Raw genomic sequence first — 26,140 nt, 5'->3', positions numbered from 1 at the left:
CACCCGATACTCTGATCCGTCCACGCCCGGTTAACCACTACAGAATGTTCCTCACCTGCTACGGAGACGAGTTCACCTACGGCTGGCATCACGTCGACCTGTTCGTCCACGACGAACTCGGGCGCGAAGTCAACTGGGTGCACTGGACCGTGGAGGCAGACGGGCCCGAAGCCGCGGACGCCTCGGTCCGTCGAGAAGAGCCTGACCTGGTACGCACCACCCCTTGGGAACATCATGTCAGTGAGTTCGGCATGCATTACTGGACTGCAGAAGCAGCGTGGGACTGATGGACAGCTCGCCGGTCGTCTACATCGTTGACGACGATCCAGGCCTCTGCGACTCCGTCGCATGGTTGTTGGACAGTGCCTGTATCGACAGCATCGTGTGCCACAGTGCCGCCGAGTTTCTCGGCCGATTCGACCGGACCCGTCCGGCATGTATCATCCTCGACGTTCGGATGCCGGAGATGAGCGGCCCTCGCCTGCAGGAGAAGCTCGCCGATATCGCCCCATATGTTTCGATCATCTTCGTGTCGGCGCACGGGGATATCCGTATGTCGGTGGACACGATCAAGGCGGGGGCGCAGGACTTCCTGGAGAAACCCTACGATCCTCAGAAACTGCTCGATGCTGTCCAGTTGGGGGTGGAGAACGCGGAGAAGGAGTTCAACCGCTACCGGAGTATGACCGATGTCTCCCAGAAGGTAGAGATGCTCACACCCCGTGAGAAAGAGGTTCTGGCCATGGTTGTCGAGGGCCTGCCGAGCAAGTCGATCGGTCGACGTCTCGGAATGAGCGTCAAGACGGTCGACGTCCACCGCACACGCATCAAGATGAAGACCGGTGCCGACAGCATCGGCACCTTCGTCCGCGACATTCTGCGGTACGGGACCCCGCTGTAAGACACCTGGCGTCCGGAAACCCTGCGACGAACCCTGCGACGAACCCCGCGGCGCCGCCGCGGCGCCGCCGCGGGAGCCGCGGTATGCTGCAGGCATCGGGAGGCCGGGGTCAGAAGTAGTCGAGAACGAGTTTTGGCGACTTCGACCGGGAGATGCATACCGCCATCGTCTCGTTTGCCTCGCGCTCCGACGGGGTCAGCACATTGTCCCGGTGATCGGGGACGCCCTCAAGAACCTCCATGATGCAGGTGCCGCAGATTCCTTCTCGGCAGGACGTGTCGATCTCAGCGCCATTGTCGTTGAGGACGTCCACGATGCTGCGGTCCACGGGAATGTCATATTCCTCGCCTTCGAGTTCAACGACGAAGGTCGTGTTCTCCGACTCATCCACCTGATCCCCGGCATGGAAGTTCTCGAAGTGGATCTCAGTGTCGTTGAATCTCTGTGAGACGATGCCCGTAACTTTGTCCATGAATCCCTGCGGCCCACACAGATAGACATGGCTCCCGTCCGGCGCATCGTCGCGCAGCTGTTCCAGGATTCCGGTCTGGGCATCCCTGCTGATTCCCAGATGGGCGTGAAGCTTCTCCGGGCACTTCTCCTGCAGGATCGGGAGGAACGCCGCATCCTCTTCGGATGAGGCAAAGTAGTGGAGTTCGAAGCTGATGTCACGGACATCCATGTAACGGGCCAAGCTGTGCATGGGTGTGATACCGATGCCCCCTGCGATGAGGATGTGGTGCGTCGCCTCCCCTGCCAACCCGATGAGGTTGCGAGGTTCAGAGATCTTGAGCCGGTCCCCGACCTTGAGAGTGTGCAGCGCTGCGGATCCGCCTCGGGAATCGTCCTCCCGTTTTACCGCTACCACGTAAGCGTCGTCACCGTCCGGCCGACCACACAGTGAGTACTGCCGCGTGATGGCGGTCGGCCCTTCGACGTCAATGTGCGCCCCGGGCGTGTAATGCCCGATGGGCGTGCCGTCCGGCATGCTCAGGTAGATGGAGATGATGGTCGGCGTCTCGTGGACGATGTCGGCCACGACGACTTCCTTGAGTCCCATTGTTCTTCCCTGTCGTGATAGTGCGGTGAAACGGAGATTTCCTACCGGAGGTACAGGCCCCCGTTGATGTCCCAACAGGCACCGGTGACGAAATAGGCGTTCGGTTGCGTCAGAAGCGACACGGTGTCGGCGATGAAGTCGGGACTGCCGAGCCGCCCCACCGGAATCCCCTCGACGACCTGGTCCATCCGGTCACCGACGGTGTCATGGACGATCGAGACATCATGAGGCCCCGGCGAGATGGCGTTGACGGTGACCCCGGCATTGGCGAACTCTTTGGCGAAGATCTTCGTCGTCGTGAGTATCGCGCCTTTGGACGCGGCGTAGTGTGCGCCGGTCGCTGTTCCCCCGTTTTGGCCCGCAAGGGACGCCTGATTGACGATGCGTCCGTACCCCTCCTCTGCCATGGCGGGGCCGAAGACCTGGCACCCAAAGAAGATGCTGTTGACATTCGTCGTGAGCACTTCATCGAACTCGTCGGTGTCCAGCTCGAGAGCATTGGCGGCGCGGGTGACAGCAGCATTGTTGACAAGAATGGACGGGGTTCCCCAGTGGTCGGTGACGCGGTCGAGAGCGTTGGTGAATCCTTCTTTCCTGGAGACATCCAGCTCCACCGCGATCGCGGTGGAACCGTCGGAGGAGAGTTCCTCCGCGAGTGCTGCCGCCTTCTCCATGTTGCGACCTGTCACGACCACCTTGTGGCCGTCGGCATGGAGGCGGCGTGTGATGAAACTACCGAGTCCACCGGCTGCGCCAGTGACCAGGGCGATCCCAGGCTGCTGTTGGTGTGGGCTGTCAGTCATATCTGCCACGGACCTTTCTAGATCAGGAAGCCGGCGGCGCCGATGGCGTCCTGGCTGTCGATGAGACGGGCGACTTTCTGAATGATGAGGTCAGTGCCGCCGTCGGGAGTGAGCCGGATACGGTGGGTCAGCTCGGCGCCCAGGTTGCGGGTCTCGTTACGCTTGTGCGCCGTGATGATCTGCGCTGACCGAACCACGATCTCGCTGTCCGACAGCTCCAGGACCTCGAACCGTGACACAGTACGGACGGTTGTCGCCGCTGCGACCGCACTGGGGGAGAATCCTTGGATGAGACGTTCGACCCGGAGATGCCGCATGCGTGCGTCGTCGTAGATCATGTTCAGCGAGTTCTCGAAGTCTTCCGTCTCCGGGTCGACCGGGACGATGTAGTACCCGTCCTCGGTGAACTGTTGTTCCCAGGCGGGGTAGTCCTTACGGTCGAGAAGTGCGGCTTCGTACCAGATCAGTTCGATCGCTCTCTGAACCCGGGTATCAGAGAGAAAGGGGGACATCGGGCGCACCGCGCTGTCAGACGTCTGCGTTGTCTGTGTTGTCTGTGTCGTCACTGCTCATCATCCTCTTCCACATGTAGTAGGCCTCACGCATGCCCGTTTCATCGGTGACGTGTGAGGTCGGCCAGTTCTCGTTGTCAGTGGTGTATTCGCGACCGAGTCCACGATTGATCATGATCGGCATTGACGGGTTTCCACCCGCTCCGATCTGGACGCGGTCCCACCCTTCGGAGTCGTCCGGACTGCCGAATCCGAATGGGCCCTGGAAGTGCTCATGGATTCTGAGCCGCTCGCGGTTGACTGATTCCGGCCCCCCGTCCATACCCAGAGCCATGTGCCAGATCTCCGTCTCATCGACGGAGATGGGGATAAGTACTCGGAAGAAAGCTGATGACATGGCGATGTTGGGGAACATGTTCAGGTTGAAGCCGCAGCCGTGCATCGAGCGCATATAGCGTCGAATTCTCTCCGGGCTTTCCCCGGTCTCTTCGAGTTCCTTGACGATGTGGTTGAACCGCGGCTGAATCTCCTCGGTCCCGTCATCGTCGTCCAGGTCCATGTGGGCGGTGGCCATGACACTCACGCTGTGGCCATGGCCGAGTGCGTGGGTTTCCGCAGCCGGGTCGTCCATGAAGGACATCATGTCGGCCGTTTCAGAATCTACGGAGGCCATCCATGACTTGTGCACCATCGGGAAATGATAGCCGTCCGTGGTGTTCTCCAACTGGATCTTCCAGTTGCCCTTGAACCGGAATTTATGGGTGCCGATGACCTTGCAGGGAAAACCGTTGGTCTGCTTGAAGAAGCGGTCCATCCAGATCTTCGCATCGCCCAGATAGTCTTCGAGAGGTTCAACATCGTCGTTGAAGGTGGCGAAGATCATTCCGAGGTAACTTTCGGTGCGAAGCTTCTGCAGCCCGAAGTCTTTCTTGTCGATTAACCCTTCGTAACCGTCGGGGTAGGGGATACCGCGCAGACGTCCGTCATGGGTGTATGACCAGTTGTGATAGGGGCAGGTGAAGCCGTTGGCCTTGCCGCTGCGCTGATCGCAGACGGTGGCACCCCGGTGCCTGCACCGGTTGAGCAAGGTGTTGAAGTTTCCCTTGCGGTCACGGTTGACAATCACCGGCTGGTCGCCTACCCAGGTGGTCTTGAATGAGCCCGACTCGGGGATTTCACTTTCGTGCGCGACCCAGACCCAGGTGCGGTAGAAGATCTTCTTCATCTCTTCCCGGAAAATCTCGGGATCGGTGTAGAGCTGTCCCGCCACGCGGTCGTCGTCGACAAGGTCGGAGAAATTGTTTTGCGAACGGCTCGGGATTTTTGTAGGGATAGTCATGGTTCCGTCCTCTCTCAAGGGGTGTCAGAGCGTGACATCATCGCGGATGGTCAATTCCCTGCCCATACGGGCTTCGATAGTGAAGTAACGCCACAGGGCGTGTTCCTCGACTCTGACGGTTCTCAGCAGATTGCAGGCATCTTTCACCGTCGGCTGGTCCCGGACGTCGGCCAGGATGTAGAACGTCCAGGGCCACCCCGTGGACGGGCCGACCATGTGGGCGTCGTCATCGAATGTCCCGATGATCTCGATTCCGTCCATGTCCCGGAGCTGGGTCAGGAACGTCTGGGTGGCGACCCAGACCTTGCCGATGTCGTCTTTCGGGAGATCGAAGAAGTTCTGGTTGTTTCCGACGCAGAACAGTGTGCGCAGTGGTGAATCTGACATGGTTACTCTTCTCGGTAGGTTGTGGGAAAAAGTCACGGGAAGCTGGGGATCGTCGATTCCAGCCCCAGAAGGAGGGCCCCTCCGGCCTCGAAGGTGTTCTCCTGGAGCATCGCGTGCTGGGCAGGGACGAGCCCGTCCTGCAGGAAACGTTGCAATGGGTGCCCATTGAAGATGGCTCCGGTCCCAGCGAGGTCGAAAGCCGTCATCACTGCCTTTCGCCCCATCTGGGCAGCATGGGAGGCGGCGATCCGGAGCAGAGCCTGATCCTCGACGGTGATGACCTCATCGGCGACGGCCTTGTTCCAGACGGTGTCCGTGGTTTCGTAGAAGAGGGCTCGCGCGGCGCGAAGCTCAGCTTCGGCGTGTGCGAGTCCGAGTTTGTAGACCGGGCGGTTTCCCTTGGCGGGGCCACCGGTGACCGATGCATTCGCCGAGCCGGTGTCCCGGACAAAGTCCAGTGCACCCCGGCCAGCGCCCAGTGCGGTCACCGCCAGGACCTGGGCGGCGTAGGCGAGTGCAGGATAACGGGTCAGAGGTTCATCGATCGTCGGTGCGCCTCCACGGATGAAGGTCAGCTCGTCCGGGATGAACAGGTCGGTGACTCGGACGTTGTGCGATCCGGTGGATTTCATACCCGCCACGTCCCAGTTTTCGACGATCTCGACGTCCTCCGGATGGACGAGTGCCGTCAGCGGGCGTCCTGCGGTCTCCGGTCCACCACGTAGGCCGATCCCCAGAATATCGGCACCCTTGCACCCTGAAGCGAAGAACCAGGTCCCGTTGGCGATCCAACCACCGTCGACCCGCTCCGCTTCTATCATCGGGAACATGCCGCCGGCGAAAACGATGTCGACGCTTTTCCCATACAGTTCTTCCTGCGTCCCTCGGGGTAGCGCGGAGAAATACGTCAGCGCCGACCCGAAGCTGGCTACCCAACCGGTAGAGGGGTCGATGGTGGATATCTTTTCGATATCGCGCATGAAATCCGCGGGGGGCTGGGGCTCACCGCCGAACGTCGCTGGCGTCGATGCACGGTACAGTCCAGCCTCCACCAGGAGATCGATATAATCCTTGGGGACATGTCCGAGCTGAGTGAACTCGTCCTTACGCTCATGGAGGACTGACAGCGCGTGGTCGAACGCAGCCTGCCGGGCCTGACCCGCCGGAGCCGCCTTGGTGGTGAATCGAACTCGGTCGAGTAGCACTAGTCCTCCAGAAGTCTCGGTGAATTATTCACGTCCGACGTTATGTTTCTGCTGTGCTCCCTGACTATTGGGAAATCCCGTGCCCCGGGTACAGGAATCCTTATTCCCTGCCGGTTCTCCTGGTCTTCCAGGTACTTTCCAGCAGACCTATAGTGGTCACCATGGAATTCGATGCGGAGAGCTTCCGGCTTCTGGCGGACAGTTCGTCTAATGGATGGCTGGTCCACGATGCGAAGTCGAAGAGTATCCTCTGGGCGAACCGGACAGCATGTGAGGAGTTCGGCTACACGGTAGAGGAACTTCGCTCGCTGAAGGCGCATCACATGAGCTCACAGGATCCGCGTTACCGGCGCTCGATGGGCACGGCGTGGCTGCAGGCGGCGGTGGTCTACGGCAGCAACAAGAGACTCTGGAAGTACGCTAATCGTGACGGAGACGAATTCATGACAGACGCTGTCGCCACGCTTGTCACACTTCCTGGCACGGGGGCTGACGACGACGGCCCCGCGGACGTCATTCTCGTCGAGTTTCGGGTGCTGCACGAGGCTGATGTGGTTCCGGACTCGAGTAAATGGGTGGAGGATTCACTGGATCGGCTCATGCTGCACACCTCATCCGGGATGATGTTGCTCGACCGTGACTACCGGGTGGAGGATGTGTCCCCGTTCGCCGCGAAGCTGCTGGGCTCGTCGGTGGAGGAGATGCTCGGGCAGCGTCTCGATGAACTGGCTGACATCGATACTCCGCTGGACGACATGTTCATCGTGGCGGAAATGAGCAAGCCGGACGGTGCGGTGACCGTGCGGATGAAGGTTTCCAGTGACTCCGGTGAAGTGCGCTGGCTGGCCGGCATTCTCGATAACGTCGTCCTAGACGGAAGCTGTATCCGGGTTCTCACCGTCAGAGACATCTCGAGCAAGGTTGAGTGGGAGCGACGGAATGCGTACCAGGAGAAGAACCTGCAGTACATGAGCCGGTACAACGCCATGGGGGATATGGCGATGATCCTCGCTCACGATCTGGGGCAGCCGATTGCGGCGGCCACGAACTACCTCGATGGGGTGCGGCGTCGCCTCAGGGTGAGCCACCGTGAGTCGGAGGATCTTGAGTACGGTCTGGGACAGGCACGGTCGCAGTTGGAGCGGGTGTCCGACATTGTGACATCGGTGAAGAAGTATGTCCGCCGTATCGAGAACGTCAGTACTGTTGTCGACCTCAACGACGCGGTGGAGGAGAGCCTCTACTTCGTGAGACTGCGCGCCGAGGACAAAGGTGTCGAGGTGATCACCGACCTGTGCGCCGGGCGGCCCACGATTGTCGGCGAAAGCGTATTGATAGGGCAGGTCATCATCAACATCTGTGTGAACGCTATCGACGAGATCGCGCTGCCGACGACCGAGGAGAAGTACATGGTCGTCTCGACAGAAATGACGGACGACGCTGCGTCAGTTGTCGTCCGCGACAGGGGGAGAGGAATGTCGCGGGCACCGGCGGACATGCTTGCCGCGGGCGCTTTCTCGTCGAAGAGTGACGGTTCGGGTATAGGGCTGGTGATTTGTGAGCACATCGTCCAACGGCACGGGGGGAACATCACCTACGAGTCCAACGACCCACGCGGGACGGCTGTCCGTATCAGCTTCCCGTTGAGTTCCCCTTGAGCCCTCCGTGAGATCTGGTCGATTCCCCGGCGTACCGCATACACATCCAGGGGTGGGGGTTTCTCTGTATCCGCTAAAGATGGCTTGGTGTGTTGTTGTGGCGCGTGACCCCGGGGGTCACAGTGGGAGCCAGATCAACAGGCCTAAGGAGACCAGGATGCCGCAGGACAACAAGACCTCGCTCGTATTCGATCATGTGACGTTGGGGCAGAGGGTGTTGTTCGGCTTCGGGCGGGCGCGGTCGAATCTTGCCGACGAAGTTGCCCGCCTGAAGGCCAGAAGAATCATGGTCATCGTGTCGGAGAGGGAGCGGTCGCTCGCTGAAGAGGTGGCTGCAGAGGTCGACGTGGCTGTATGGCACACCGATGTTGCGATGCATGTTCCTGTGGAGACGGCGGAGGCCGCACGCGCTGTGGCACGTGAGGTGGAGGCAGACCTCCTCGTTTGTATCGGTGGCGGCTCCACCACGGGGCTGGCGAAAGCTGTCGCACTGACCGGTGGGCAACGTGTCGTTGCCGTCCCGACCACCTACGCAGGTTCCGAGGCGACGAACGTGTGGGGCTTGACCGAAGGTAAGCGCAAGACCACCGGTGTGGACGATTCGGTACTGCCGGTGACGGTGATATACGACGCCCGGCTGACGTTGTCGCTTCCCGTCGACATGTCGGTGGCCTCCGGTCTTAACGGTCTAGCCCACTGTGTGGATTCGCTCTGGGCACCCCGGGCGGACCCGATCAATGCCGCCATGGCCGTGGAGGGGATCCGTGTGCTCGGCGAAGGCTTGCCGTTGCTCGTCGACGAGCCGGGGTCCGTCACCGGGAGGGACCGGGTCCTTTATGGCGCCTATCTGTCCGCCGTTGCCTTCGCGTCTGCGGGATCCGGTCTCCACCACAAGATCTGCCACGTACTTGGAGGAACATTCGACCTGCCCCATGCGCAGACCCACGCCACGGTTTTGCCTTATGTGCTGGAATTCAACGCGCCGTACGCCCCTGCCGCAGAAGCGCGGATCGCACAAGCTCTGGGAGGATGCGATGCGTCTGCGGGGCTCGCCGAGTTGAGAGAGCGGATCTCTGCCCCGCAGAGGCTGGCTGACTACGGGTTCAGGCGCTCGGACATACCTACAGCGGTGGACATCATTCAACAGCACGTTCCGGAAGGGAATCCCCGTCCGGTGAGCGAGATGGCGCTGACCAGGCTCCTCCATGCAGCCTTGGACGGTAGCGACCCCCGAGACACGTTTACCGAGGAGTGACGATCATGACTACATCTGAAACGACCCCTGGGAGCGCCCCCAACCGCCAGGTTGAGGTGGAGGAGGATGTGCTCCGTCGGGTTCTCGACTCATTCTCCGGCTGCACCGATCCGCGGCTACGCGAGATCATGGAAGGGGTGGTCCGGCATCTTCACTCGTTCATCCGTGAGGTCCGGTTGAGTGAAGACGAGTGGAAGTACGCCATTGACTTCCTCACCGCTGTCGGACACATCACGGATGACACCCGCCAGGAATTCATCCTGCTGTCCGACACACTCGGTGTTTCGATGCAGACGATCGCCGTCAACAACGAGGCGTACCGGAACGCAACGGAAGCTACCGTGTTCGGCCCATTCTTTGTCGACGATGCTCCGGAGGTACCTCTCGGCGGCGACATCGCAGCCGGTGCTGTAGGCGAGCCTGCGTGGGTCGAAGGCACGGTCACCGACACGGACGGCAGACCGGTACCTGGCGCCCGGATCGAGGTGTGGGAATGCGACGAGGACGGTATGTACGACGTGCAGTACGGCGACGGTCGTACCGCCGGACGCGCCTGCCTCTACAGTGACGAAGACGGGGCCTTCCGGTTCTGGGGGCTCACACCGGTGCCCTACCCGATCCCCTATGACGGCCCGGTGGGGAAGATGCTCAGCGCGGTCGGACGGTCCCCGGTGCGTGCGGCACACCTGCATTTTATGGTCACAGCGCCGGGACTGCGGACTCTTGTGACCCATATCTTCGTGGAGGGGGACCCACAGCTGGAGATCGGTGATTCGGTCTTCGGGGTGAAGGACTCGCTGATCAAGCCTTTCCGGAAGCAGTCTCCGGAAACTCCCACCCCCGACGGGCGGAGACTGGACGGACAGGAATGGAGCCGCGCGCGATTCGACATTGTTCTCGCGCCAGAAGAAATTACCTAGTGTCGCATCCGGCCGGGGTATCGGGTACAGGGGTGGGGAAATCTTTACTCCCGTGAGTGATTCTCGTAGATCGCTCGCGGGGGTTTTTCTGCAGTGGGGGAAGATTCTTACCGAACAGTAGTGGTTGAACTGCTATTTCTCTTCTTTCCGATGCTGTCACGGGACGCCCGGTATCCGGGGGGAGTGTTTTTCTTTCATTGACTGGCGATGTGTCGCGGACCACAGTGGAAATTGTTCCAATCGCAGCCGCACCACCATGAGGAGAGACCATGACTACGGGTACAGACAATCCCACCGCCCACGGTTCCGGAAATGCCGCGACCGATAAATTCAAGAAGAACCGGGTCAGTGCTGACACGTCCAGGGAGCGTGCAAACGCGATCTACAAGGACCTTCTCGGCGCCATCGGTGATGTCGCACGAAAGCACGAGGTGACATACGACGAGTACCGGGTTGTCAAACAGTGGATGATCGATGTCGGCGAGTACGGGGAGTGGCCGCTGTGGCTTGATGTTTTCCTCGAGCATGACATCGAAGAGATCAACTACAACCGGCACGCGTACACCGGCACGAAAGGTTCGATCGAGGGTCCGTACTACGTTCCCGATGCTCCGGAACTTCCCTCCCACTGTGAGATGCCGATGCGGGACAAGGACAAGGCCGCGACTCCATTGATTTTCCGGGGCCAGGTCACCGACATTGACGGCAACGGCCTGGCAGGAGCCCACCTCGAACTGTGGCACGCCGATGAGGACGGCTACTATTCGCAGTTCGCGCCCGATATCCCGGAGTGGAATCTCCGAGGCACGATCGTTGCCGATGAGGAGGGACGGTACGAGATCAAGACCCTCCAGCCGGCTCCGTACATGATTCCGCATGACGGACCGACCGGCTGGTTCGTCGAGTCCTACGGCGGCCACCCGTGGCGTCCGGCGCACCTGCACCTGCGCGTCACCCACCCCGGTTACCGTGAGATCACCACACAGCTGTATTTCAAGGGCGGGAAGTGGATTGAGAACGATGTCGCCACGGCAGTAAAGCCGGAGCTTCTGCTGGATCCGAAGACCGAGGGAGACAACAACGTCGTCGACTACAGCTTCGCCCTCGACAAGGAGGACTGACACAGTGACGACGGCGGGTCTGACCATTGAGCGGGTGGACACACGCATCCTCGACGTGCCGTTGATCCGGCCGCACGGGTTTGCCACCACGACCGCCACCGAGCAGTCCATTCTTCTGGTCAGCGTCACCACGGCCGACGGGGTGACCGGTCTGGGCGAGGGGGTGGTCCCCGGAGGTCCGTGGTGGGGTGGCGAGTCGGTGGAGACGATGAAGCCCCTGGTGGACCGTTACCTTGCCCCGGTCATGGTCGGTCGGCGGGTCGATGAACTCGCCGGCGTCCTCGCCGATATGGAGAAGGTCGTGGCCAATGCACGGTTCGCGAAGGCGGCCTGTGACGTCGCTATGCACGATGCGTGGGCACGGACCTTGGGTGTGCCCGTCCGTGACCTCCTCGGTGGCCGGTTTCGTGACAGTGTCGACGTCACCTGGGCGCTCGGTGTCTTGCCTGTGGAGGCCGCCGTCGCCGAGATCGAGGAGCGGATCGCCTCCCACGGCCACCGCAGCTTCAAGCTGAAGATGGGTGCTGGTGACCCGGCCCGTGATGTCGACCGTCTCGTCGGGCTCGCCGGTGAGGTCGGCCACAAGGTGTCGCTGCGGATCGACGTCAACGCCCGATGGGACCGGATGACGGCTCTGACACACCTGCCGCGGCTGGCCGACGCCGGCTTCGACCTGTTCGAGCAGCCCACTCCTGCGCATGACCTGGCTACTCTCCGTGAGATCACCCGACGGACCGGTGTACCGGTCATGGCCGATGAGTCCGTGTGCTCCCCGGCGGACGCCCTGGCTGTCGTGCGTGCGGAGGCTGCCGATGTCATCGCGCTGAAGACCACGAAACTCGGTGGGCTGCGTGAGTCGTTGAAGACCGCCGCGGTGGCGGAGGCTGCAGGGTTGGCCTGTCACGGCGCCACCAGTCTCGAGGGGCCTTTCGGTACCGCCGCGTCGCTGCACTTCGCCTGCGCGGTAGCCGCTGTCAGCTGGGGAACCGAGCTGTTCGGGCCGATGCTGCTGCGGGAGTCCTACACCACCACCGCGCTGGAGTACGCCGACGGGCGCCTCACCCTCCCCGAGGGGCCCGGACTCGGACTCGACCCGGATTGGGCAGCAATCAACCACTTCACCCGCGAATGAGAAACACCACCGACTACACCAAGGAGGCCGACCATGGCCCTGTTCCTCGTCCGTATGGACGTCTCAATCCCGTACGACCTCGACCCTGATGTCGCGGCGGACACCATCGCTCGCGAGAAGGAGTATTCTCAGGACCTACAGCGTAGGGGGGTGTGGCGCAATATCTGGCGAGTTGCGGGGGAGTACTCGAACTACTCGGTGTTCGAGGTCGAGGATGCCGACGAGCTTCATGAGATCCTGTGGAACCTCCCCTTGTTCCGCCACATGTCCTGCAGTGTCACTGCACTGGCGCATCATCCTTCGGACATCTCGCCTGGGGTATCTGGGACGGCGAACGAATGACGGCTGACACACCACAACCACTGTTTCCGTTCTCTGCCGTCGTCGGGCAGGACGACCTACGGCTCTCCCTGATTCTCACCGCAATCTCACCGCGTATCGGTGGTGTGGTCGTCAGAGGGGAAAAGGGGACCGCGAAAACGACGACGGTCCGCGCCTTTGCGTCACTGTTGGGTGACGCCCCCCTGGTGAACCTCCCGGTCGGAGCCACGGAAGACCGGGTCGTCGGCTCTCTCGACATGGAGACCGTCCTGACCACCGGACGGGCTGAATACCGTCCAGGGCTGCTGGCACAGGCTGATGGCGGGGTTCTCTATGTCGATGAGGTGAATCTGTTGGCGGATCACCTCGTGGACGCGCTGCTGGATGCTGCGGCTACCGGACGTGTCACAGTCGAACGCGACGGAATCTCCCACAGCTCGCCGGCAAGTTTCGTCCTCGTCGGCACGATGAATCCGGAGGAGGGAGAGTTGCGGCCCCAGTTGCTCGACCGCTTCGGATTGGCCGTGGACGTCGCAGCGTCGACGCGTCCGGAGACCAGGGTGGAGATCATTCGCCGTCGTCTCGCGTTCGAGGACGCCCCTCACGCTATGGTGGCTGAATGGGAGGGAGACGATCTCCGGATCGCGGAGCGGATTGACCGGGCACGTCGACTGGTCAGGGAGGTTGTTCTGCCGGATGCGGTGCTGAACCACATCGCCTGGTTGTGCTCCAGGATCGAGGTCGACGGAATGCGCGCAGACCTAGTGATCAGCCGCACCGCCGTCGCTCATGCAGCGTGGGAGGGACGGCGGCGAGTGCTCGATGCCGATATCGACGTGGCAGCTCGGCTTGCTCTGCCGCATCGTCGACGCCGGCAGCCATTCGAGGCTCCGGACATGGAGGAGCGGGAAGTACGCGAAACCCTCGAGGAGGCACGACGGTTCTTCGAGGACAATGAGACCGGAGGACCGGCGAGCGAATCCGCTGATGAGGAGACCGGGGCTGAGGTGCTGGTCGACAGTGAAAAACCGTCCGATGAACAAGCGATGCAGGGTGCTTCACAGGCACGTCCGCAGTCGACCGGGAAGGCAGGTACCGCCGGTTCCGGCGAACCCTTTCGATCCGCGGGTGTTTCGGCTGGACCGTATAGGGCATGAGGATGCGCCTAGCGGGCGCCGTTCGCTGGCACATACTTCTCATGGTGCCGACATTCGTCCGGTCAAGGGAGGCCACGGGGTGAACCTGGTTGGCACGGTCATGGCTGCCGCTGACCGAGGCGCAGCCGTGACCGATGGTCTCGTCGCTGTTCGTGCCGAAGACCTGAGGGGGTCGCTGCGCAGGGGACGTGAGTCCAACCTCATCGTATTCGTCGTGGATACGTCAGGGTCGATGTCCGCCCGCTCCCGAGTCCGCGCGGTTACTGGCGCGGTGACCTCGATGCTGACCGATGCCTACCAGCGCCGGGATAAGGTCGCGGTTATTGCCGTCAACGGTGGAAACCCGACACTGGTTCTTCCTCCGACCAGTTCAGTGGATACTGCCCGGCGTCGGCTGGACGAGATGCCTGTCGGGGGACGAACCCCTCTGGCGGAGGGGCTGTTGATGGCCCTGGACCTTCTCGAGCGTGAGCACCGGCGCGAACCTGGGCGTAGGGCACTACTGGTGGTGATGACGGATGGTGAAGACACGTCCGACGCCGGGACCCCGGGACTGGCGACGGCGTGCCGACGTATCGTGCGTGCCGGGTTGTCAGGAAACCTCGTCATCGACTGTGAGGGCAGGATGAAGGTGAGGAGAGAGCTGGCGTACTCGCTGGCAGAACAGCTCGACGGACCATGTGTCAGACTGTCGGAGATGAACTCTGGCACCCTGCGGTCCGAGGTCCGTCTGTGACCGACGGACGGTCAGCCGTTGTACACCTTCGGTACGGCCACTGCCTTTAGCCCCTCAGCCCCGAACTCCAGTCCGTAACCGGACTGTTTGATCCCGCCGAACGGTATCCTCGGGTCCGGTTTCGCGTGGCCGTTGATCCAGACCGTCCCCGCTCGGACCCGACGGGCGACCTCCACCGCGCGCTCGCGGTCAGCAGACCACACGGATGCGCCCAATCCGACGTCAAGTGAGTTCGCGAGTTCGACAGCCTCATCGACGTCTTTGACGCGGACGATCGGAAGCGCGGGGCCGAACTGTTCTTCGGTGACCAACGGATTGTCCGGGGAGATGTCGGTGACGATGGTCGCCGGATAGAAGTTCCCGGGCCCGTCTGTCGGGTCCCCACCGGTGAGGATGTGTGCGCCGCCGGTGCGTGCAGCCTCGACGAGCTCGGAGACGATTCGATGCTGTGCCGGGTTCTGCAGAGGCCCGAGGACATTATTCTCGTCGACTCCGGGGCCCATCGGAACCGTGCTGGCGATCTCCGCCAGTGATGCACAGAGCTCGTCGTAGATGGCGTCGGCGGCGTAGACACGTTTGACGGCGGCACATGTCTGCCCGGTGTTGATGAACGCTCCCCAGAAGAGGTCTTCGGCGATGGCGCGCGGATCACAGTCGTCGAGGATGATTGCCGGATCATTACCGCCGAGTTCCAGAGTAAGCCGTTTGAGGGTGGATGCGCTGGCAGCGGCGATCGCGCGACCGGTGGCGATGGAGCCGGTGAACATGATCTTTCCGATGTCGGGATGCTCACTCAGCCGTGCTCCGACCTCGCGGCCGCCGGAGACCACCTGCAGAACGCCCTCGGGAAGCACCTCGTTGATGACATGTACCAGCGACAGAACGCTGAGAGGAGTATATTCCGAAGGTTTCACCACCGCAGTATTACCCATACGTAATGCGGCTGCGAACTGCCATACGGAGATCATCAGCGGCCAGTTCCATGGTCCGATCGCCCCGACAACACCGATCGGTTCATAGGACATCGTGGCGTGGGCGTCTTCGTCATCGACCAGCGTATCCTGCGGGATGTCGAAACGTGCGGTCGCACGCAGCCAGTCGCTGCACATCGCCACCTCCATACGGGCATTCGGCCCGTTGAGTGGTTTGCCCGACTCCCGTGTGAGCAGTTGAGCAAGGTCCTCGCCTCGTTCCTCGACAACGGCGGCCGCAGCTACCAGAAGTCTCGAACGTTCCTCGTGCCCCAGGGCATCCCAGCTCGGTTGGGCCGTTTTAGCGGCGGCGACGGCCGCATCCAGGTCATCAGCCGATTGGCGGGGCGCATAGCCGATGACATCACCGGTGGCTGGGTCTGGAATCCCCCGCCCATCGGTGGAACCGGCTCCAATGGCGTCCAGTAGGTCTGTGTACATGTCCAATCCTCCTCAGATCGGTACGAAACTGTTCGGCACGGTCACTGTAGTTCTCGGGCTAACCGCGTGGTGGAGTCAATTCTGCCGGGTGGGCAGGGTAAGGAATTGCTTTATTGTGCAGGCTTTTTGTTCTGTAGCGTGCATCGATCGTTTTAGGCTTAAAGGTGTCCGGAACGACGTAACCGGACGCAGACGCCCCGCGGCAGGAGGAAGAGATGACGACCGGCGTGGAGACAACCCGATCACACGATTTCATGCAGTGGACTGACTTGATTACCCGGAACTTCAGTGGGATCCGCGTGAGCAGCCCGTCGCCGGGGTTCACTGCTCAAGCACGGCACCTGCACCTCGGAGATGTAGAACTCTTCGACATGCTCACCGACGCTCATACCGTCGGTCATCCGGACGTCACCGCCGTAGGGCCGGTGCATCCCCCGGGAGGAGAGGGACGGGGGACCCCCATGTGCAAGCTCAGTCTCCAGTTGGAGGGACGCTGTGTACTGACGCAGGACGGTCGGACGTGTGAACTGCATCCAGGTGATCTCGCTCTCTACACCGGCGAACGCGAGTACAGCCTGGAGTTCCCGGGACGGCAGCGCAGCCTCGTGGTGTTCTTCCCACGGTCCTACATACAACTGAGGGACGACGAGATCGAGGCAGTGACGGCCACCCCGATCTCGCATGACAAGGGGCTCGGGAAGGTTGCCGTCCCGCTGTTCCGGCAGTTGGCGGGAAACCTTGATGAGCTGCGCGGGGCACACGGCCAGTCTCTCATCCGGTCGTCGCTGGACGTCCTGGTCACGGTGCTTGCTGATCATGCTCAGCGAGGCGGCAGTACGACAACGGGAGAAGCCACCCCGTCTGCTGTTTTTCATCGCGCCGTGAATTTCATCGACGCCAACTTGGCGGACCCGGAGCTGTCACCAGGTACCGTCGCACGCGAACTGTATGTCTCAGTCCGCAGCCTCCACACCCACTTCGCCGAACAGGAACTCACCGTCGCCTCGTATATCCGGTCCCGGCGGTTGAGCGCGATCCATTCTGATCTGGCTGACCCGCAATTGCGGGGTGAGACGGTCCAGGCGATCAGCGCCCGTCATGGTCTCTTCGACGCCTCACACGTTTCGAAAGCATTCCGTTCCGAGTACGGCGAGTCACCGCGCGCATACCGCACGCGGTTGCACAGGTGACATTCGGTCACGGTAGGCGTGCTCAGCTGAGCTCGTGCACAACATTGCGGGCCGTCGACACGCCCATCTCCAGTGCTCCGTCAACGCAGACACCACGCCACCCGTTTGCCCAGTCGGATCCGGCGAAGTGGAGACGTGTGCCGGTGTCCCGGAAGTGATGCCAACTGTCGGTGAACTGTCCCTTGCGGGGTGTCGCCCATGCTTGTCCGCTCCACTGGTCGGAGACCCAGTCATGTCCGGTGCACTCGATGACTTCCAGTTCGGGGAGCCAGTGGTCGATGATCTGTTGACCGCAGGCGGGGTCATTGAGGTCCAGCTTGTCATGGTACGCACCGAATCCTACGATAATGGTGGAGTCGTCGGTGAACACCTCGGAACGCAGCATGTTTATCGGGGCCGGTTGCGGTGCCATGCCCATAATACTGTGATGACCCTTGACCTTGATCCAGATCTTCGCCCCGGTGGAGTTCCATTTCTCGTCGACGACCCTGCTCATCTTTTCTGGCAGCGGAGGATCGAATTCCACCGTTCCCAGGGCGCCTACTGGAACCGTCATGATGACTGCGTCACAGGTGATCTTCTCCCCGCTGGAGAGCATGACTGTCGCGCCAGATGTCGTGTGGGTGACTCCGGAGACTGGTGTTGAGAGTCGTACCGGGGATTTCAGATCTCTGGCGATACCGTCGTAGAGTCCTCTCATCCCGTTGTTCAGTTTGTACCCGAGAGTCTGTGCGTCCACTGCAGCCATATTGTGGTCGCACAGTGCGGCCCATTGTTTCGCCATCAACGACGAACCTTGTCGCGGTTCTCCGATGAATCCACCGGACCAGTATGCATCCGTCAGATCTATCTCTTCCTGTGAGAATTCTCCGTCGGAGAGCTCGTCGAAGACGCTCTTCCAGTCGGCCTCGATGAACTTTTCCCGGAGGTCCGGGTCTTCCAGTGCAGAGAGCTGTTCGTAGGGGTTAGGGAAGAATTCACGGGATCCGTCGTAGATCCGGTTCATCGCCCGGACCCGTTTCTGGTCGACTTCTTCTTCGGTGCCGGAGTGGACCTTACCTGCGCTGATCCAGTAGGCGGTGTCTACGTGCGGGCTTGAGTAAATTCCTTGGCCGTACCGCGTGATCTCCGACCAGATATGAGGTTGGTGCCAGTGGACCCACGTGGCGCCGAGCTCCAGCTTCGCGCCCATGCGTTCATCGGTCCACGCGCGCCCGCCGATACGGTCGCGAGCTTCGACCACTTCCACGTCAATTCCTGCGAGTTGCAGTTCGCGCGCGGCAACCAGACCGGCGAAACCTGCTCCTACGACGACGACTTTCTTACTCATGGGGTTCTCCTTGTTCGTGGCTTTCTACGTACTATTTTTCCCTGAAGGGGGTTTGGTTCGGTTCACGGCGCCGCGGTTGTTGTCTCCCGTGGCTCTGACCGTGTCTCTGGGAGATGTGGAAGGGCATCCATGTCTACGGTCTCATTGGGGAAGCGCAGGGACCAGAGTGCTCCGATGACTCCTGCGCCGATAATGATGCCGGGCATGATGAAAACCATTGCTCGGGGAGACTCCTCGCCGATCATGATGTCGAAGTTAACCAGAATGAGGATTGCGACGATCAGCATGGATACAGCCGACACGAAAGGTGCGATGACCCGGGTGAAGGTACTGAAACCGTGGTGATCCCGGCGGAACCAGACCAGCACCGCGCATGAGGTGACGGCGAGGAGAAAAACGAGGCCGAATGCTGCAGCCGTCGAGAACCACGTGAAAAGAGTGATGACCGGGAAAAGCTCTCCTAGTTCAGAACCGCGTCCGGCAAGGGCGAAAATGACGACAACGATGACACCGATCGCGGATTGTGTGACTGAGCCGGCCACCGGTGCTCCGTTTTGGCCCGGTGTTCCTAAACGTCGGGGGAGCACCCCGGAGCGTCCGAGCGCGAAGAAGTAGCGCGCTGCCGCGTTGTGGAATGCGACCAGGGCGGCGAGAATACTCGTGACGAAAAGCAGGTGGACAACGTCAGACAGCAGCGGGGAGAAGTCAGCGAGCCACACAAACACCAGGTCGGGGCCGTACTCCCGTGACTCGTCGACGACCGATGAGGGGCCGACTCCCATGGTGAGTGCCCAGGTGGACAACGCGTAGAAGAGCGCTATGATACTGACCGCGATATAGGTCGCCCGCGGAACTGTCCTGCTCGGGTCCTTCGACTCCTCTGAATAGATGGCGCCGGACTCGAAGCCCATGAATGCAGCGATGGAGAATGCGAGGAGCACGCCCACCCCTGGTGTCAGGAACTGCTCAGGCAGGACGGAGTCGGCGCTGATCCCCTCTGATGAGTTCAGTAGTGCGAAGCCCATGACAACCAGGACGACCAGGAACTCGAGCGACACCAGCACTCCCAGCACCCTGGCAGAAAGATCGACGTTGCTAACCCCCATGAGTGCGACGATGATCCATCCGGCGGCTCCTGCCACCCACCAGGGGACACTGAGCCCCGTCCAGGTGGCGAGTGCTGCTGACAGTGAGAACCCGAAAAGTCCGTAGAGTCCGACTTGCAGCATGTTGTAGACGACCAGTGCCAGGAGCGCGGCGGCGATACCGTGGCGCGGGCCGAGGCCTTCGGATATGTAGGCGTAGAACGCGCCGGCGTTGTGCACCCTGGAGCTCATCGCACAGTAGCCGACCGCGAAAATGATGAGGGCCGCCCCGAGTACCAGGTAGCCCACGGGAAGTCCCAGGAGGCCTGAGACTGCGAATGTGGTCGGTGCCCCGCCAGCGAGAACGGTGAGTGGTGCTGAGGCCGCGATGATCATGAAGACTAGCGCAGGCGTGCCGAGGCGCCCCTTCTTCAAAGTCTTGTTGTCGGTCATGTGATGCTCTCCGCTCTACGGGTCCATGGTGCTCTCAGTATGACCTGGGACACATGCGGACTCTTTGCCTGTAGTGCGGGGTTGTTGGCCAGGGGTGTGTCAGGTGCCGGAGTGCTTTCGGCAGAAGCGCTTGCGGCCGCCTGGAGTTCTGCGAGTGCGGAGCGTGCGACGTTGCAGCCGCACACGCCGCGTGGTCCGGCACCAGGGGGAGCGGCGGCCGAACACAGGTAGACCCTGTGTGCGCCGGTGTGGTGGGCCACACGCGCTCATCGAGACGCCGGGTGCAGCTCGGATCCGCAGCCAGACGTGACTTCTCCTAGTCGAAGAGGATGACCTGCCGGACGGCTCGTCCCTCTGCGAGTTCCTCCATCGCTTCATTGATCTGGTCGAGCCGGATGGTCCGGGAAATCAGTTTCTCCACCGGCAGTTTGCCGGAGCGCCACCAGTCCGCGAACGTGGGGATATCGCGCTGGGGCACCGCTGACCCGAGGTAGCTGCCGATGATGGTGCGTGCCTCACCGGTGACGACAGCCGTCGGTATCCCCGATTTTGCCTCAGGGTGGGGCAGTCCGACGGTGACGGTGCGTCCACCCGGCTTCGTCGCAGCGAAGGCTGTCTCGAAGGCTTTGGGGTGCCCGGCGCATTCCAGAGCATGGTCTGCCTTGATGCCCTGCTCCACGACCTCAGCAGGAGTGTAGACCGATGTGGCGCCGAGTTCTTTGGCGAGTTCCAGTTTCTCCGGCAGCGCATCGACGGCGATGACGTCGCCCTTGTCCTCCGCGACTGCAGAGATCAGGGCGGAAATCCCCACCCCTCCCAAACCGACGACCACGACGGACTCGTGGCCGTCGCGCTGGACGGCGTTGAGTAGCGCGCCACCACCTGTCAGGACGGCGCACCCGAGCACCGCCGCGATCTCCGGGGGAACGTCGTTGCCGATCTTCACCAGGGAAGCACGGTCGACGACGGCGTATGTGGCGAACCCCGACACGCCCAGGTGGTGTTGAATGACCTCGCCCTGGCGGTGCAGGTGACGGGTGCCGTGCAGCAGCGTGCCTGCGGTATTGGATGCGGAGCCACGTTCACAGGGCAGACGTCCGTCAGTTCTGCAGCCGTCGCATTCCCCACACCGGGGCAGGAAGGTCATGGTGACGCGTTCACCCGGTTCCAGGTCATCGACCACAGAACCGGTTTCGACGACGATCCCTGCGGCCTCGTGACCGAGCAGCATGGGTACGGGGCGGGGCCGGTTACCGTCAACGACAGAAAGGTCGGAATGGCACAGTCCTGCAGCCTCGATCTTGACCAGAACCTCGGTAGGCCCCGGTGAGTCAAGATCGAGTTCGCTGATGGTGATCGGCTGGCTCTCGGTGTAGGGGCGTTGGCGTCCGATTTCTTCGAGTACAGCTCCGGTGATTCTCATCTGTGTGGCCTTTACTGGTGGTGCGGTGGAATGTTTATTTGCTGAATTACATTAGAGTCCCTGTTCCTCGTCAGGAAGTTCCGGCCCTAAACACGCGAAGAGTGCTGGTGGTGGGGCAACCAGTGGAATACCCACGGCGCGGCAAGGATCGCCGCTGCGAGGACCAGAGAGGCGGCCCCCAACCCCATTGTCCAGCCCGCGATGACTGCCATTGGTGCGATGATCGTCATCCCGATTTCGAACGGGGCGAATCCCACGTACGCCACTCCGTATTCGTTCATCGTTCCGGATTTCATCTTTGGATCCACAATCTTCAGCAACGCGATACCGGTGGCCACCGCGGCGGTGGCCCAGCCCCATCCGAAAAGACCCCGCTCCACCCAGTGCTCGCCGAAGAAGCGTGGTGCAACGACACAGCAGAAGAAGACGCAGTACCCGGTGCCGAGCACGAAGAGGATGGCCAACGGGACCCAGTAGTCGGCGATCGCAGCCGGCACGATCGAAGCGATACCGAACGCGATCAGATAGTCCGTGGAAGCGCCGGACAGTGAGGAGACGGTATCTTTGTCGAGGTAGTTCGGTTTGCGGACGGCCCGCAGTAACAGCTGACCGATGATCCCGACGACGAAGGACATCGCGAACAGTGGCACTGACACATCGGGGAAGAGATGCGAGATCCCCTGGGTGATGTAGTGGGCCACCATCACGGTAAGTACCAGGACGCCGAGGTGCAGCGCCAACGGTTCGATCGAAGACGGGTTCGTCGTTGCCTTTCCGATGGAGGGACGCTCACTGAGCTTGTCGATGAAACCAGACCGCAGGTCCCATGGCAGTGCCGCCGGAAGCTCGGTTGTTTTTCCCCTGCGGATACCCCAGTTCGCGATGATGATGCCACCGACGATCGCGGCAAGCGTACCGACCGTCGCTGAGGTGAAACCCAGCGAACTTGCGGCTGTGGCACCCGCGGCTTCCAGAGATGAGCCCACGGCGGCCGCGGTCCCGAATCCTCCGACGAAACCGACGGGCAGCATCATGCCGAACCAGTCCTCCGTCCCCCAGACCGGCTGGAACAGTACGGCTCCCAGGAGGATGAATACACCCCATTGACCCAGGAACATCCCGGTCGAGAACGACCACATTGTCTTGGCGCCACGCCGTACCGACCGGTCGAAACGCATGGAGTAGGGCATGGCGGCGAAGACCAACGCGATCAGCAAGGTCGTGTAATCGCCCATGGCGTCTGACAGCCCGATGACGCCGAGGACCTGTGGCCCGAGGAGCAGGCCCAGGAGTCCGGCGGTGATGGGACTGGGCAGTAGCAGTGAACGGAAGACGGGCACATGTCGGCGCAGTAGGTTACCGATGACCAGGAGCAGCGATATCCAACCGACATCTGTCAGCAGCGTGAACGGGGTGTACTCCACATGGCCTCCTGGAATGTTCGACGTCAGATAGCCTGCCCCTGAGAACGACGGGTGGCAGGCCGGAACTTCGCTATCCTAGCGGGAGGGGGCTTAGGTGTTTTCACCGCATGGTCCGGAGGGCAAGGCCCAGGGCAAACTGTGTGTCTTCCTGGGCGAGATCAGCGCCGAGAAGCCGTTCAATTGTGTTGATGCGGGAGTAGAGCGACGTTCGCGACAGGTGCAGTTCAGCAGCTGCCGCGGAACGCGACGTGGGATGTCGCACCACCGCACGTACCGTCTGGATCAGATCTGTGCTGTGTCTGGCATCGTGCTCCCTCAGCGGCTCGAGGAGCCGGTCGCCGAAGTGACGAACCTGTACATCGTCACTGAGCTCGTCCATGAGAGCGGCGACGGCGGTGGTGCCCGTGGCGGTGATTCCGGGGGCGGCATGGGGGATCCGGGCCAAGGCGCGCACCGCACGTGCCAGTCCGGGGACATCGTGGCGGACGGGTGAGACGAGCAGCGCGACGCCGTTGCCCTGCTGTGCGTCGGCCCATGGGGTGGCCGCGGCAAGCGTGGTGTAGACGTCTCCGCCGGAGGGGGCGGATACCACCGCACACACCCGGCCCGGGTGTTCTGTCGCCCGGGCCGCGAGAACGTCCCATCCTGTCCGCGCGGTAATCTCCCGCACCCGTGCGGCGTCTACGGCTCCGCGGACTTCTATCGCCAGTAGTGTTCGGTTCCGTGTACGAAAGCCGCTGGCTTCGAGAACGGCTGCCATGCCGTCTGTCGAGGTGAACTGACTGCCTGTCAGTCTGTCCAATACGCTGTGGTTCAGGAGATCTTCCCACGTGTACGGACGCGAAGAGCCGAGACGCTCGACTGCCAGAGCCGTTGCCGCGTGACGTAGCACATGGCCGGCTCCAGCGGGAGACTCTGACCATCCGATCTGTATGAGCCGACCCCAGTGTGTGCCGCGCGCTGTGACATCAATGCATCGGCCCTCCTCACCCGGTAGGGCTGTTGGTTCGGTGAGGGTTCCGGTCTGCCCGAGAACGCTCTCCCATCGACGCGACCGGCTCTGCCACTCGTTGAGCAGGTCGGCAGGCGGTTGAATCCCTTCCGTGTGGAAGATCATCCGGTGTGCGGGATCCTCCAACACCAGCGGGGAACCGAGCAGGCGTGAAGCCTGGACGATGAGCTGTTGCGGGGGAACGCCGTCAACGATCATTGCGGTGAACATCTCCGCGACCTCCTGCATCGCCTCGACCCGGGACACCTGTTGCTGCAACAGTGCGGCGTGCACCTGCTCGCTGACATCGATGAACCTGATCTCCGATCCAGTGGTGATCAGCGGTAGGTCCAGCTCTCTGCAGGCCTCGACAACATCGTCGGGAACCGCCGCCCACACCTGTCCGATCTCCAGTACCAGCGCCGCTGCCCCGGCGCTCTGGAACGAGCTGATCAATTCACGGCGGGAGACTGCGTCCTCGTTCCACCCGGAGCCGGTGGCCAGCAGGAGCTCTCCGCCGCTGAGCAGAAGTCCGGCCCGCGCAGACTCGGCGACGTGGACCCACCGCACGGCGCGGTCGAGTTTATCGGCACCATGCAGGATACGTACGCCGGAGTCGCGGAATGCGGGGAGAGCCAGAGCCTCCCGGAGAGACATCACACTCAGATGGACACTCTGTTCAGTCATGGGTGAACTGTGCCACAGAAAGTAGCTTCCCGTCGACAACAACCGACCGTAGCGTTCATGGGGACACGACCAATACAGGACCGTTTCACAGACTCAGAAGGTCCTAGACAGTCCCCCAATATTTCAGGAGATGACCGAGCATGACCGAGAAGCTGTACCACCTGATCGGTGGGGCCAAGAACACAGATGGGCAGAGCACCGGGCAGGTGTTTAACCCGGCTACGGGTAAGCAGACCGGGCAGGTGCCGTTTGCCTCGGTGTCCACTGTGGAAGCGGCGGTGGATGCTGCCGAGGCCGCTCAGCCCGGTTGGCGGGCGACGGGCATGGCCAAGCGTGCTGGTGTGATGTTCCGGTTGCGGGAGATCATCGTCGCACGCAAACGGGAACTTGCCGGGGTGATCACTGCCGAGCACGGCAAGGTGCTCGATGATGCTGCCGGGGAGATTGACCGTGGGTTGGAGAACGTCGAGTTCTGTGCCGGGCTGGTGCACCACATGAAAGGTGAGTTCCTTGAGCAGGCTGCCGGTGGGGTGGATGTCTCCCAGATCCGCCAGCCGGTGGGGGTGGTGGGGTGTATCACCCCGTTCAACTTCCCGGCGATGGTGCCGTTGTGGATGATCACCACCGCGATTGCCGCGGGCAATGCGGTGATCCTCAAGCCCAGTGAGAAGGTCCCGTCCGCGGCGTTGTGGATTGCTGAGGCCTTCCGTGAGGCCGGTCTGCCCGACGGCATTCTGAATGTCGTGCACGGCGACAAGGAGACTGTGGAGGCGATTCTGGAGGAGCCGCGGATCAAGGCGGTCAGTTTCGTCGGGTCCACCCCGATCGCCAAGTCGATCTACACCACTGCGGCGGCCAACGGTAAGCGGGTGCAGGCCCTGGGTGGGGCGAAGAACCACATGGTCGTGATGCCCGATGCTGATCTGGATTCGGCCGCGGATGCGGCGATCTCGGCGGGTTACGGCTCGGCCGGTGAGCGGTGCATGGCGGTGTCGGTACTGGTGGCTGTCGGTGATATTGCCGATGAGTTGGTGGACAAGGTCGCCCAGCGTATGGGGGATATCCGGGTGCGCAACGGTGTGGAGCAGGGCGCTGACATGGGACCGATTGTCACGGAGGTGTCGCGGGACCGGATTGAGTCCATCGTCGCCGGCGCCGCTGAGCAGGATGCCACGGTGGTGGTGGATGGGCGCGAGCATGATCTGCCGGCGGAGGGCTTTTTCACCGGTCCGACGCTGGTCGACAACGTGACCCCGGGTATGGCGGTATATGACGAGGAGATTTTCGGACCCGTGCTGTCGGTGGTGCGGGTGGAGTCCTACGACGAGGCGGTGGCGTTGATCAACTCCAGCCGGTACGCCAACGGTACGGCGATGTTCACCCGCGACGGGCGCACGGCCCGGCAGTTCACCTTCGATATCGAGGTGGGCATGGTCGGTATCAATGTGCCGATCCCGGTGCCGATCGGGGCGTTTTCTTTCGGTGGGTGGAAGGACTCGCTGTTCGGTGACACCCACATGTACGGCCCGGAGTCCTTCAACTTCTACACCCGGCGCAAGGTGGTCACCGAACGCTGGCCGCTGCCGAGTGAGTCGCAGATCAATCTGGGGTTCCCCACCAACTAGTGCCTGGTCGCTA

The 26,140-nt window shown here is 61.9% G+C and carries 24 protein-coding genes; 12 read left to right on the top strand and 12 right to left on the bottom strand.

Features of this window, described 5'->3' with window-relative positions; translation table 11 throughout:
- Nucleotides 1-44: 44 nt before the first annotated feature.
- A complete protein-coding gene (locus tag CGLY_RS10825) occupies nucleotides 45-287 on the top strand; it encodes a hypothetical protein (protein ID WP_227590248.1) in 243 nt (80 codons plus the stop codon).
- Nucleotides 287-901, top strand: a complete 615-nt coding sequence (locus tag CGLY_RS10820) for a response regulator transcription factor (RefSeq protein WP_038552643.1) — start codon at nucleotides 287-289, stop codon at nucleotides 899-901. Before CGLY_RS10825 ends, CGLY_RS10820 begins: the two co-directional genes overlap by 1 nt.
- A gap of 109 nt (nucleotides 902-1,010) precedes the next feature.
- On the opposite strand, the gene CGLY_RS10815 is transcribed toward CGLY_RS10820, so the two are convergent.
- From CGLY_RS10815 to CGLY_RS10790, 6 genes are read right to left on the bottom strand one after another with little or no spacing between them, the layout of a single operon-like run.
- Nucleotides 1,011-1,961, bottom strand: coding sequence for a PDR/VanB family oxidoreductase (locus CGLY_RS10815; RefSeq protein WP_038549351.1), 951 nt, complete (start codon nucleotides 1,959-1,961; stop codon nucleotides 1,011-1,013).
- Between the two features lie 41 nt (nucleotides 1,962-2,002).
- Nucleotides 2,003-2,764 (bottom strand): SDR family NAD(P)-dependent oxidoreductase, encoded by a 762-nt coding sequence (locus tag CGLY_RS10810; protein ID WP_038549349.1) that lies wholly within the window; start codon nucleotides 2,762-2,764, stop codon nucleotides 2,003-2,005.
- Nucleotides 2,765-2,781: 17 nt separating this feature from the next.
- Nucleotides 2,782-3,330 (bottom strand): aromatic-ring-hydroxylating dioxygenase subunit beta, encoded by a 549-nt coding sequence (locus CGLY_RS10805; protein WP_227590247.1) that lies wholly within the window; start codon nucleotides 3,328-3,330, stop codon nucleotides 2,782-2,784.
- Nucleotides 3,293-4,615, bottom strand: a complete 1,323-nt coding sequence (locus CGLY_RS10800; protein WP_052540050.1) for an aromatic ring-hydroxylating oxygenase subunit alpha — start codon at nucleotides 4,613-4,615, stop codon at nucleotides 3,293-3,295. Before CGLY_RS10800 ends, CGLY_RS10805 begins: the two co-directional genes overlap by 38 nt.
- Nucleotides 4,616-4,639: 24 nt before the next feature.
- Nucleotides 4,640-5,002, bottom strand: a complete 363-nt coding sequence (locus CGLY_RS10795) for a hypothetical protein (protein WP_038549338.1) — start codon at nucleotides 5,000-5,002, stop codon at nucleotides 4,640-4,642.
- A gap of 32 nt (nucleotides 5,003-5,034) precedes the next feature.
- Nucleotides 5,035-6,207 (bottom strand): acyl-CoA dehydrogenase family protein, encoded by a 1,173-nt coding sequence (locus CGLY_RS10790; RefSeq protein ID WP_038549336.1) that lies wholly within the window; start codon nucleotides 6,205-6,207, stop codon nucleotides 5,035-5,037.
- A 161-nt stretch (nucleotides 6,208-6,368) separates the two neighbouring features.
- On the opposite strand from CGLY_RS10790, the gene CGLY_RS10785 reads away from it, so the two are divergent.
- From CGLY_RS10785 to CGLY_RS10750, 8 genes are all read left to right on the top strand, one after another.
- Nucleotides 6,369-7,865 (top strand): ATP-binding protein, encoded by a 1,497-nt coding sequence (locus tag CGLY_RS10785; protein WP_038552636.1) that lies wholly within the window; start codon nucleotides 6,369-6,371, stop codon nucleotides 7,863-7,865.
- A gap of 157 nt (nucleotides 7,866-8,022) precedes the next feature.
- Nucleotides 8,023-9,120, top strand: a complete 1,098-nt coding sequence (locus tag CGLY_RS10780; RefSeq protein ID WP_038549333.1) for a maleylacetate reductase — start codon at nucleotides 8,023-8,025, stop codon at nucleotides 9,118-9,120.
- A 5-nt stretch (nucleotides 9,121-9,125) separates the two neighbouring features.
- Nucleotides 9,126-10,040, top strand: coding sequence for a dioxygenase family protein (locus CGLY_RS10775; protein ID WP_038549331.1), 915 nt, complete (start codon nucleotides 9,126-9,128; stop codon nucleotides 10,038-10,040).
- Nucleotides 10,041-10,309: 269 nt separating this feature from the next.
- A complete protein-coding gene (catA, locus tag CGLY_RS10770) occupies nucleotides 10,310-11,161 on the top strand; it encodes a catechol 1,2-dioxygenase (RefSeq protein ID WP_038549328.1) in 852 nt (283 codons plus the stop codon).
- Nucleotides 11,162-11,195: 34 nt separating this feature from the next.
- Nucleotides 11,196-12,293: a muconate/chloromuconate family cycloisomerase gene (locus CGLY_RS10765; RefSeq protein ID WP_265101946.1), complete on the top strand. Its 1,098-nt coding sequence runs from the start codon at nucleotides 11,196-11,198 to the stop codon at nucleotides 12,291-12,293.
- A 33-nt stretch (nucleotides 12,294-12,326) separates the two neighbouring features.
- Nucleotides 12,327-12,635 carry a muconolactone Delta-isomerase gene (catC, locus tag CGLY_RS10760; protein ID WP_038549325.1) on the top strand — a complete coding sequence of 103 codons (309 nt, stop codon included), beginning with the start codon at nucleotides 12,327-12,329 and terminating at the stop codon, nucleotides 12,633-12,635.
- Nucleotides 12,632-13,771 (top strand): ATP-binding protein, encoded by a 1,140-nt coding sequence (locus tag CGLY_RS10755; protein WP_038549323.1) that lies wholly within the window; start codon nucleotides 12,632-12,634, stop codon nucleotides 13,769-13,771. The genes catC and CGLY_RS10755 overlap by 4 nt, the downstream gene beginning before the upstream one ends.
- Nucleotides 13,761-14,507, top strand: coding sequence for a vWA domain-containing protein (locus tag CGLY_RS10750; protein ID WP_038552633.1), 747 nt, complete (start codon nucleotides 13,761-13,763; stop codon nucleotides 14,505-14,507). The genes CGLY_RS10755 and CGLY_RS10750 overlap by 11 nt, the downstream gene beginning before the upstream one ends.
- 11 nt (nucleotides 14,508-14,518) lie before the next feature.
- On the opposite strand, the gene CGLY_RS10745 is transcribed toward CGLY_RS10750, so the two are convergent.
- Nucleotides 14,519-15,919 carry an aldehyde dehydrogenase family protein gene (locus CGLY_RS10745; protein ID WP_081803880.1) on the bottom strand — a complete coding sequence of 467 codons (1,401 nt, stop codon included), beginning with the start codon at nucleotides 15,917-15,919 and terminating at the stop codon, nucleotides 14,519-14,521.
- Nucleotides 15,920-16,134: 215 nt separating this feature from the next.
- On the opposite strand from CGLY_RS10745, the gene CGLY_RS10740 reads away from it, so the two are divergent.
- Nucleotides 16,135-17,109, top strand: coding sequence for an AraC-like ligand-binding domain-containing protein (locus tag CGLY_RS10740; protein ID WP_227590246.1), 975 nt, complete (start codon nucleotides 16,135-16,137; stop codon nucleotides 17,107-17,109).
- Between the two features lie 22 nt (nucleotides 17,110-17,131).
- On the opposite strand, the gene CGLY_RS10735 is transcribed toward CGLY_RS10740, so the two are convergent.
- From CGLY_RS10735 to CGLY_RS10715, 5 genes are all read right to left on the bottom strand, one after another.
- On the bottom strand, nucleotides 17,132-18,439 hold the full coding sequence (locus tag CGLY_RS10735) for a flavin monoamine oxidase family protein (protein WP_038549319.1): 1,308 nt from the start codon (nucleotides 18,437-18,439) through the stop codon (nucleotides 17,132-17,134).
- A gap of 62 nt (nucleotides 18,440-18,501) precedes the next feature.
- Nucleotides 18,502-19,977 carry an APC family permease gene (locus CGLY_RS10730; RefSeq protein ID WP_081803879.1) on the bottom strand — a complete coding sequence of 492 codons (1,476 nt, stop codon included), beginning with the start codon at nucleotides 19,975-19,977 and terminating at the stop codon, nucleotides 18,502-18,504.
- 316 nt (nucleotides 19,978-20,293) lie between these two features.
- Nucleotides 20,294-21,400 carry an alcohol dehydrogenase catalytic domain-containing protein gene (locus CGLY_RS10725; RefSeq protein WP_038549317.1) on the bottom strand — a complete coding sequence of 369 codons (1,107 nt, stop codon included), beginning with the start codon at nucleotides 21,398-21,400 and terminating at the stop codon, nucleotides 20,294-20,296.
- 86 nt (nucleotides 21,401-21,486) lie between these two features.
- The gene (locus tag CGLY_RS10720; RefSeq protein ID WP_038549315.1) at nucleotides 21,487-22,824 is read right to left on the bottom strand and encodes a sodium/glutamate symporter; all 1,338 of its coding nucleotides are present in this window, start codon (nucleotides 22,822-22,824) and stop codon (nucleotides 21,487-21,489) included.
- A 100-nt stretch (nucleotides 22,825-22,924) separates the two neighbouring features.
- Nucleotides 22,925-24,502, bottom strand: a complete 1,578-nt coding sequence (locus CGLY_RS10715) for a PucR family transcriptional regulator (RefSeq protein ID WP_038549313.1) — start codon at nucleotides 24,500-24,502, stop codon at nucleotides 22,925-22,927.
- Nucleotides 24,503-24,642: 140 nt separating this feature from the next.
- On the opposite strand from CGLY_RS10715, the gene CGLY_RS10710 reads away from it, so the two are divergent.
- Nucleotides 24,643-26,127, top strand: a complete 1,485-nt coding sequence (locus CGLY_RS10710) for a CoA-acylating methylmalonate-semialdehyde dehydrogenase (RefSeq protein ID WP_038549311.1) — start codon at nucleotides 24,643-24,645, stop codon at nucleotides 26,125-26,127.
- Nucleotides 26,128-26,140 lie beyond the last annotated feature (13 nt).

This window comes from Corynebacterium glyciniphilum AJ 3170, assembly GCF_000626675.1.
Taxonomy (GTDB): domain Bacteria; phylum Actinomycetota; class Actinomycetes; order Mycobacteriales; family Mycobacteriaceae; genus Corynebacterium; species Corynebacterium glyciniphilum.
Note: the sequence above shows the minus strand (reverse complement) of the source record. Positions and strands in the feature narration are given on the sequence as shown.